The following is a 9238-nucleotide window of genomic DNA, read 5'->3' as shown; positions in this document are numbered from 1 at the left end:
TGGGGGAGACCCCCTTTGGCCGCGCTGCCTCCCCAAGACCGTAATGGTGCGTTTTCCGTCGGCGAATTAAATTCGCCACGGGTCGCACCTCTTTTACCCATAGCCGACTAACCATAAAGGCTCCACTCTTCTAAGGTAACTTCCCACCCCACCGTACCTTTTTTTTATATAGATAGATACTTTTTTTGATCTAATTTTTTCCTAGACGTTCAAGTCGTTAGACCCAATGGAGCAATATGTACGCTCTACATATTTTTTACGTTGCCTACTTATGATTAGATAGTATCTCTCTACTTTTAAAGTTTATTGTTTATGCTTTCATTATAGCACATCTCTTACAAACTTTCATTGAAAGCCGTCGAAGGAAGGACGGGGCTTTAAACCCAAAATTTTCGGTAACCATTAAGCTATCAGCTAATGCGCTACGCGCACGCTTGGCCTGTGGCCACGCTGCTTGAGGTGCGAACAGCTATCAGCTAATGCGCTACAGATGGTGCTACTTTCGGTGCTTATGGGCGATGGGCACGCTACTGTTCGCGCAGCGTGCCCATAGCGCAATCGGTGTTTTTGAATAAAATAAGCTGACTGCTGACCGCTGACGGCTGAATGCTTACTTAAGTGTTAAGTGTTAAGTGTTAAGTGTTAATTGGCTATCAACCTAGAAAGATCCAGAAAGATAAGTATTCAACCTGACACGACTGTCCACTAACCCTAATTTTTTTGTGTAGATTTTTTAAGAACTTTCGGAATTTCTGTGATCACTCGTGAAGCAATCTGTGGTGGAGTCTCCCCAAAATCTTCACAGATGTGAAGGTCAGCTAATTCATAAAGACTCCGTCTTTGGTCAAGAATTTTCTGCAATTCTAAAGCAGGATCAGGTTTCTGTAGTAAGGGGCGAGTGGTATCCTCTTGCAAGCGTTCGATTAACATTGCCACAGGGACATCCAACCAGACCACCAGACCATAATGCAGATAACTCCAATTTTGGGGTTTAAGCACAATACCACCTCCTGTAGCAACGATCAATTGCTGATAAGCCGATAGTTGCGATAGTACCTGAGTCTCCAGTTGTCGAAAGGTTTCTTCTCCGTCCTCAGCAAATATCTCGTTAATCGTTTTACCTGCAATTTGCTCAATCAGGGCATCTGTATCACAAAAACCATAACCTAGCTCACTAGCTAGTAAACCTCCAACAGTAGTTTTGCCAGCGCCCATCATGCCAATCAGAAAAACATTGATGCCCTTCAACAAGTCATTCACGCATGCCCTCCCCGGTCTAATCAGTGATTACCCTTAGTTCACACTTAATCAACGGTACCACTCTAGGATTCCCACTGGGAGACAGCCTTTCACATTTATGTTATTATTCACAATAGCTTCATCTAAACTTCATCCCAACAAACCCGATGTAGCGTGGTTTTGGGGAGCCAGTGAGGCCACAGGGGGTGCCCACTGGGCTTACTAAGGTGCTCCCGCAAGCCTTAACACACAGGAACCTTGACCATGAGGGACTGGCGTGGTTTTCCCCATCTGGGACTGGATCTAGACAAAGGCAGCGTGGAAACCGTCATCATTTATGTGGCTATGTGGCGGAGGAAGCAAGACAAGGCGGTTTTAACCGCCGTCATTATAAAAGTAGCCAGAAGCTTAGGGTTAGGCTTAAGCCGACTAGGTAAGCGGTGTTTAAGCACCGTTTGCCTGGTGTACCTTTAGACTGAATACAAGTCCAAACTTGGCACGAGGGTAAAATAATCCCCGGTTCTCTAGACCAGGGAAACTCAAATATGTGTAACGCACAGTTTCTAATCCCTGGCATTTAACTACCTGATGAAGCAGCTGATTTCGGTGTCTCACAAAACTATCCCACTAGTGAAACAGATAGTTAAACCGATCTACTGGTTTTCACTAGTGGTCACTCCATCTAAAGTAGGGGTAACAAAGTAAATGTTGCTAATTCGTGACATTGTCAAACAAGCTCTCACCACCGGTTATCTTACCATAGAAGCCGAGGATAAATTACGCAGGATGCTCCATCAAAAACATAAAAAGTACGATTTGGCGGATCTCGATGCCTTTATGGCCTTACAGGAAGCTGCCATGACTGGTCGCGTGAGGCAACAATCTCGCGAACAAATGAATCATTAGCCAAATGGATAATTGACTAACTATCTAACAATAGCAGCCAAGGAGTGACCTTTCACTACCTTGGCTGCTATTGTTTGACTAGTAATAAACAAAGTCAACAGTGAGTTAGGATTGCTATATAACGTAATTAAACATTATTGACACACAAATATTGACACAAAAAGGGTTATTCAAAGTCTTCATCATCCTCAAACCCCCAGTCCTCTTCATCCTCTTCAGGCTGCTTAGCTACCGTCTTGTAAGGTGGATTAATTACTCGAAACTTGGCATCGTAAACTGTTTCGGATTTACCAACACCTGAATTTCCAGGTTTCCGATAACTATAGGAATACACAGAGTCGCTTTGATCACTACTTTCGAGTTCTTTGCTCAGGTCATAGCTAGTGGGATCCGCAATAGTTGTGTGTGAGGTCGAATCTTGCTTAACCCCTTGGCGACCTGATGAAACTCGATCTGAATCCTGATCTTTGTCAAAGTCCCAGTCTTTACTACTACTTTCTTCCCAATCCGAGACCGGATCATCTTTTGAGGTTTCTTTCGAGGCTGGACGCTCACGAGTTTTATGCTGCCTCGTCTGGGTTTGATTACTTTCGCGACGGCTATATTCAGAAAATAATGGCTCGTTGTCCGGTGGTTCAGAATTTCGACGAGAGTAACGCCAAGCCAGGTAATTGGGGAGTCGTAGGCTGATGCTGGTTAGAACTCCAGCTCCAACGGCACCAACAATCCACAAGGCTAGAGGTAGAGGTGGTGTCTTCATGCCTAGAAAGACCAACGGTAGCACTGGCAACCAATTATCGACAACAAACAGTGCCAATCCACCTATTACCAAACATAAGAATATAATAATCCTAAACATAAACCAAGGGCTTGAAGGTTACAGGTTAAAGGTTGCTTGAGGGGTGATGAAGATTGATCAGCATATGTCCGGCTCAAGGCAGAAACGTCTGACGATTTAGCCTCCTACTACTTCCTCTTTGAAATCTGCCCTATTTTCCCCATCTTTCCGATATCTTTATTTGCTTACCTATCATAATAACTATGTTGAAGCTAATCAGTACTTCTGCCCTGCCATCGTTTTAGGGGAATGCAGTCAATGTCTAACTGGTCTAAAGCACGAGCTACCACAAAATCCACCAAATCTTCGATGGTTTGAGGGTTATGGTACCAAGCCGGTATAGCTGGAACAATTCTAACTCCTGTTTCTGCTAACCTGGTAAGGTTACGCAGATGGATTAAGCTAAAGGGTGTTTCACGAGGTACGATTACTAGCTTACGCCCTTCTTTAATTTGAACATCTGCTGAACGCTCCAGCAGGTCAGTACTGAAGCCCGCAGCCATTTTTGCTACGGTATTCATACTACAGGGCATGATCACCATTCCTAAAGTACGGAAAGAACCACTAGCAATGCTGGCTCCCACATCCCCCCACCGATGACAAATGAGTTTGCCCCCCTGATCGACTGCTGCTTGCTCACGCCAGAATTGTTCTTGTAGATCGGGTTCTAGAGGCATGCGAATATTTTGCTCTGCCTGCCAAACCATATAGGTAGATTTTGAGGCCACCAGCTCAATAGCATAGTCAGCCTCTAGTAAATATTTTAAAGCCCGTACAGCATAGATTAGCCCAGATGCACCGGTGACACCAAGAATTAAAGGAGTTGTCATTAGTTGTGATTAGTCAGTAGTAAAATCATGTCCGGTGTCATGTAAGCATTCAGCTATCAGCTATCAGCTAATAGCTTAAATTGTTAATTAACAAAAAGGAATCAACCCTATTAGAATCAAGCATATTATACAGCGTTTTTCATAACTATGAGGTAAACAAGTTTTTTTTCCTGTTCCCTGTTCCCTGCTCCGAAGTCCCTGCTCCGAAGTCCCTGCTCCCTAAAACCGATAAGTTTGTACCTCACCGAATTTAAAACCGCTGTAAGTGATTAACCGGACTTAATATCATTTCATTAGTAGTGAGTGGTTAGTGGTTAGTGGTTAGTTAACCTTCTAGTAACCTACTAACCACTCACGAATAACTTACTCCTCTAAATCTTCGTTACTAGCAAAACTACCACCGCTTACGGTTACCAGGTCAATTTGTTGACGGTAATAATCCACACTCTTGACTTGGACTTCGACGCGATCGCCTAATCGATAGGCAGTGCGATTTTTGCGACCGACTAGGCAGGCGTGACGGGAGCGATACTCGTACCAGTCATCCTTGAGAGAGCTAACATGAACCAATCCTTCTACTAACAAGTCTTCAATTTCGACAAAAAAGCCGTAGGATTGAACCCCAGTAATCAGACCGCTGAAGATATCTCCTGTACGCTCTTTCATCTGTTCAGCTTTCTTTAAGCCCTGTAAATCCATCTCTGCATCCATGGTGATTTTTTCACGGTCATTGAGATGGGGAATTAATGTAGTTAACTGATTTTCTAACTCTTGGTGAATTTCTGGTGGTAAAACATTCCAGTTTATATTACCTTGACAGCTGCTATGATTCAGATTTACCCGGTCTTTGGAACGGGTAGAACGACGGTCTCTTCCTTTTTCAAATACCAAATGCAGTAACTGTTGTACCCATAAATCCCCATAGCGCCTCAGTGGTGATACTCCGTGAGTATAGCCAGTATCCAATGCTAGACCAAAGTGCGATCCTGGTTTAGAACTATAACCTGTTGGTTTTAAGGTTGATAACAACAAATAGATCAATACTTTAGGTGCTATGGATTTGGCAAATAGCTGGGTAAAGCCTTGATAGTCTTGAGGGGTAATAGTTTCCTCTTGCTCAAGCTGCATATCATGCTCTAGATTCATGCCCAACCTCATCAAATCCTGAAGCCCATCCCAATCCGGTAGCCCCTGGACACAGTAAATCCCTGGCAAAGTTAGGGCTTGGATGTGGGTAGCTATTGCTTGATTGGCTAAGATCACTAATTCCTTCAACAAAGACTGCATTGGTACTGTTGAAGAAACCTCCAGAGCCCCCACTCTCCCTTCATCTTTATAGGGGTATGGAATCTGGGACAAATTTAGGTCAAAGGCACCCCGCTGCTTTCGTTGCGCCCTGACTGCTGGACTCAAGGTAAAAAACAGTTCCTTGAGTATGTCCACCACAGGTGCCAATTCTGAGTCAGCTTCCTCATGTCCCCCCAGAAGGGATTGAGCCTGCTCATAACTGAGCTGGTAGTGTACCTGGGTTATGGACGGTTGAATCTGATATTCTACTACCTTACCAGCTTCGTCTAGAGTGAGTAGTACGGAGATGGTTAAGCGGTCTTGACCTGGTACTAGGGAACAAAGCTGGGTAACGGCGTCCGGTAGTAAAGGCAATATCACATCGGACAGATAAACTGCTGTACCCCTTTTTCTGGCTTCATCCGCCAAGGGAGAGTCTGGAGGGACAAAGTAAGCCACATCAGCAATATGTATCCCCAGTTGCCACTGATTTGCTTCAGTTTTTTCTAGAGTAAAGGCGTTTTCTACAACTACCTTTTCTGAGTTAGCTAGCTTATCTTCAATGATAATGGTTAGAACCTTTCGCAAATCTAGGCGCTCGCTATAGTCGGATTTTTTCAGCTTTTTCGGTAAGTTATCAGCGGCTAGAAGTACCTCATCAGGGAAGTTAGAGCGTAAATCGTGCTTGCAACAGACAATGTCGGTGTCAGCGGCATCTTCTGCATCACTTCCTAAAATACGGGCAACTTTTCCAAGGGGAGGGTTTTGTCCTAGGGGGTAGCGTAGCACTTCTACATGAACCAGATGCTCCACTGCTTTTTGTAAGATTTCCTGATCTGGTTCAAGATCTAGTTCAAACAAGAGTCGGTCATCAAGGGGAAAGGCTCGGTAACCATTACCAGTTTCCTTGACTCGCGCTAGCACTGAAGGATTTACCCGTTCCAGAATTAACCGCACTTCTCCTTCAGGAGAGCGGCGTCGGCTACCTTCTTTGGTAACTTTGACTAGGACGCGATCGCCATTCCAGGCAGTACTCAGATTACTCTCCCGAATGTAAATATCATCGGCTCCCTCGACTTCTTGGATGGCAAAACAAAAGCCTTTACTGGAACACCGCAGCTTGGCTTCCACCACGTCTTCTTCGTAAACACGCCGATACCTGCCGCGATCTTTAACCAGAATTCCTAATTTTTCCAGTACATCCAGGGAAATCTGGAGTTTTTTGAGACTGTCTTTGTCTTGGCAACCAAGTTTTTTTTCTAAGACTTTGGGTGCCACTAGTTTATCATCAGTAAAATTAGAAAGTAATGTAGCGATTGAAAATTCCATCCAACAATCCTTTTCGTCTGATCGTGGTTTTTGCTTGTTGCCCTTAAGAGCATGCGATCGCATTGGTAGGACAGTCCCTGATGCGATCGGGTCATCGGCTGAACATTGAAAGGCAAGCCAGGTGTACACTTCTCCAGCAGCAGAGAATAGTGCATCAGTAATCCCGGGTAGCTGAACTTGTTCCACCCCTTGTGTTTCTTTCCCAGGAAAGGGTATCCACTGATGGTTTGCCTAAACTGGTTAACCGACTCTGTTGTTTTTGTTCCGAAGCAAGACTAAGGTCAGGGTAACTTTTTAGGCTAATGACTCACCTAACAAAGCCTGCGGGATTTTTGAGATTGAGGTTGGTCAATAGCCAGTGATTCAAACGCCATGGCACCTTCTTTGAGTTACGGTTTGAGGAACCTAGGACGATTGTTTCGTTGGCGAAGTTATCATCAAACGGGTAACTAACAGGCAGTTATGTATAAGAAGCAACCGATTCAAAGAGTGAGTTTCTCCAATGCCACCCAGAATATTCGGCTAAAACTCTTATGTTCAGACACTGCAATAATCGGAACCATTACGCTTCCTGGTAACTTAGTCCCCTTGCTTTGCCGATGCTTTAGCCCCTGGGGCAAAAGAGAAGCTAGCCAACGTCTGGTCAGCCTCGGAACTGTGTTCAAATTCCCCAGTTATATCTACTACTAGTCTACGTGACATACTCCTACACTAACTCTTCGAGTTCAGTGTAGGCTTCTTGCCAACTCCACCCAACGGTTAGGATACTCGGCAAGCTTTATTAACGACACGAGATGCCCCTCCGCGCCGGAACAATACAAAAAAGTTCTATTTTTAGCAAGTAGGTGGCGGTTAGCTCTTAATTTCATTACCCTACTATGTTCATTATAGATGATCACAAAGTATAAAAGTTCTTATCCGCCATTCATGTCACGCCGACATGCAAGTTCGGACGTGGGGCATAAGAGCAGATTAAGCTAAAAGGCTACGGACTACATCAGCAGATGACAGCTCTTGTGGAAGATAGTAGGTGTGGGCAACGAGGGGAACTTGGAGGTTTACCCGCCCTCTGATTTCCTATTCCTAGAGCGCCTGGAAAAAAGGAACTTTAGTTGTACTTGGCTGTACTGCTCCACTGGATCAGGAACAGAACAGAAATTCCTTTCTCCTAGGTCTGTTGAAGATTGTAACCACAGAATACTTTCACTAAGATGACCATTTTTGAGCGAGCTTACCAAATATAGTTTTATTGTATCATGTTTTATTGTACATCAACGGGAGTAGAGAATCGGGAACAAATGTTCCGGTGATCCGTAGATATGCTGTTCCGTTGTCTTGATGCAGCGCGGTCATGGGGGAAACCACGCCAGTTGCTCATGGGGGGAACCCCCAAGACCGCACTGGCTCCCCAAGACCGCGCTGCATCGCTTGCTACAGTTTTCGGGTAAAGCTATGCTATGATATAATGCTTAGATTTGGGCAGGAAATGGTTTTATGTTTACTCAGTTCCGAGATCGTTATCCTCAAGGCAGCTTGATCAGCGATCTTTTAGCAATTGACCATGGTCAGTACATAGTACGTTGCTCAGTTAAAGTTGAGGGTACCATCTTGGTCACCGGTCTAGCTGCTGCCCAAACCGTTGAATTAGCAGAAGACCAAGCCAGACTTAGAGCTTTAGCTGCTTTAGGCATGGATAGCACCAAAGGGATTGATCAAAACAAGGATATTCCCAGAGCAAAGCGTGAGGTAAATCTGCCGCTGCAACCATTGCCTCGCTATGATGTTGGCTCGACCTCAGCAAGTCAGGAACAGACTCAACCCAATCATCATTTTACTCAAGCTAGTCGAACCAGTGACACCAGTAGTTACTCTTTCTCAGAGTCAAGAGCTAGAGAGGTTAGGGAAACCGCTGCCAATATCCCATCAGTAGAACCAGTAAGGAACTTTAGCAATGATTCCTTCTCAAGGGAAGTAGAGACCACTGTGCCAGCTGACATCCCTAAGAAGAGGGAGCCAATTAGCTACCAGACCTCACCACCTGATCCTCCAGTTCAGTCATATTCTCAAAATACCATGGAGACTAACACCAGTGACATGGGATCATTGAGTTCTGGGATTATTGACCATTCTGACATCATTACTAAAACTAATGTAGAAATGAAGCGTCTGGGTTGGACAACTCAACAGGGGAAAGACTATCTTCTACAAACTTACGGTAAGCGATCGCGTCAGCTGCTTAGTGACAAAGAATTAATGTCTTTTCTGGAATATCTAGAATCTCAGCCCGTACCTTCAGATTCGTAAGTTATTAGCTATAGGAAAGGGAATCGGGCATCGGGCATCGGGCATCGGAACCCACCCCTAACCCCTCCCAGGAGGGGTTAGGGAATCGGGAATCGGGAATCGGGAATCGGGCATCGGTAAAACATCCTGTGTAACTCATAGTTATCAAAAACGCTGTCAGTAAAATTAGATCAACAACAAAAGCGATGCTCAGCCAATAGTATCGCTTTTTTTTATTAATATTAAATCGTAAACTCTCAGCTCTCAGCTCTCAGCTCTCAGCTCTCAGCTCTCAGCTCTCAGCTCTCAGCTCTTAGCTCTCAGCTCTCAGCTCTCAGCTCTCAGCTCTCTAGCTCTCAGCTCTCAGCTCTTAGCTCTCAGCTTATTAGCACGCTACGCGAACATCTTTTGAATAAAATGGGCTTTTACCTAGACTTTAAATTCTCATTAATCTATCAATATTAAATTCTTACTAAATAGGTTAATTTTAAACTGAATGCTGATAGCTGAAGGCTGTTCACGTAGC

The 9238-nt window shown here is 44.5% G+C and carries 9 protein-coding genes; 3 read left to right on the top strand and 6 right to left on the bottom strand.

Going from position 1 to position 9238, the window contains the following annotated elements:
• Positions 1–711: 711 nt before the first annotated feature.
• Complete coding sequence (locus tag LYNGBM3L_RS30755; RefSeq protein ID WP_008190629.1) at positions 712–1260, bottom strand: shikimate kinase; 549 nt, start codon at positions 1258–1260, stop codon at positions 712–714.
• 243 nt (positions 1261–1503) lie between these two features.
• Between LYNGBM3L_RS30755 and LYNGBM3L_RS42230 the strand changes: the two genes are divergently transcribed.
• Both LYNGBM3L_RS42230 and LYNGBM3L_RS30750 read left to right on the top strand, forming a co-directional pair.
• The gene (locus tag LYNGBM3L_RS42230) at positions 1504–1713 is read left to right on the top strand and encodes a hypothetical protein (protein WP_008190626.1); all 210 of its coding nucleotides are present in this window, start codon (positions 1504–1506) and stop codon (positions 1711–1713) included.
• A gap of 231 nt (positions 1714–1944) precedes the next feature.
• Complete coding sequence (locus LYNGBM3L_RS30750; RefSeq protein ID WP_008190624.1) at positions 1945–2145, top strand: hypothetical protein; 201 nt, start codon at positions 1945–1947, stop codon at positions 2143–2145.
• Between the two features lie 166 nt (positions 2146–2311).
• On the opposite strand, the gene LYNGBM3L_RS30745 is transcribed toward LYNGBM3L_RS30750, so the two are convergent.
• From LYNGBM3L_RS30745 to LYNGBM3L_RS49165, 4 genes are all read right to left on the bottom strand, one after another.
• Positions 2312–2962 (bottom strand): hypothetical protein, encoded by a 651-nt coding sequence (locus tag LYNGBM3L_RS30745; protein ID WP_081431888.1) that lies wholly within the window; start codon positions 2960–2962, stop codon positions 2312–2314.
• Positions 2963–3195: 233 nt separating this feature from the next.
• Complete coding sequence (locus LYNGBM3L_RS30740) at positions 3196–3813, bottom strand: flavin prenyltransferase UbiX (protein WP_008190620.1); 618 nt, start codon at positions 3811–3813, stop codon at positions 3196–3198.
• A gap of 363 nt (positions 3814–4176) precedes the next feature.
• On the bottom strand, positions 4177–6429 hold the full coding sequence (locus LYNGBM3L_RS30735) for a ribonuclease R family protein (protein WP_044495596.1): 2253 nt from the start codon (positions 6427–6429) through the stop codon (positions 4177–4179).
• Between the two features lie 579 nt (positions 6430–7008).
• Entirely contained in the window at positions 7009–7131 is a 123-nt protein-coding gene (locus tag LYNGBM3L_RS49165; protein ID WP_267872120.1) for a hypothetical protein, read from the bottom strand.
• Positions 7132–7923: 792 nt separating this feature from the next.
• On the opposite strand from LYNGBM3L_RS49165, the gene LYNGBM3L_RS30730 reads away from it, so the two are divergent.
• Entirely contained in the window at positions 7924–8733 is an 810-nt protein-coding gene (locus tag LYNGBM3L_RS30730; protein WP_008190615.1) for a slr1353 family protein, read from the top strand.
• Between the two features lie 4 nt (positions 8734–8737).
• On the opposite strand, the gene LYNGBM3L_RS49160 is transcribed toward LYNGBM3L_RS30730, so the two are convergent.
• The gene (locus LYNGBM3L_RS49160; RefSeq protein ID WP_267872119.1) at positions 8738–8872 is read right to left on the bottom strand and encodes a hypothetical protein; all 135 of its coding nucleotides are present in this window, start codon (positions 8870–8872) and stop codon (positions 8738–8740) included.
• Positions 8873–9238 lie beyond the last annotated feature (366 nt).

The organism is Moorena producens 3L (genome assembly GCF_000211815.1).
GTDB lineage: Bacteria > Cyanobacteriota > Cyanobacteriia > Cyanobacteriales > Coleofasciculaceae > Moorena > Moorena producens.
The sequence above is the reverse complement of the archived record's forward strand: the minus strand, read 5'-3'. Positions and strand labels throughout refer to the sequence as shown.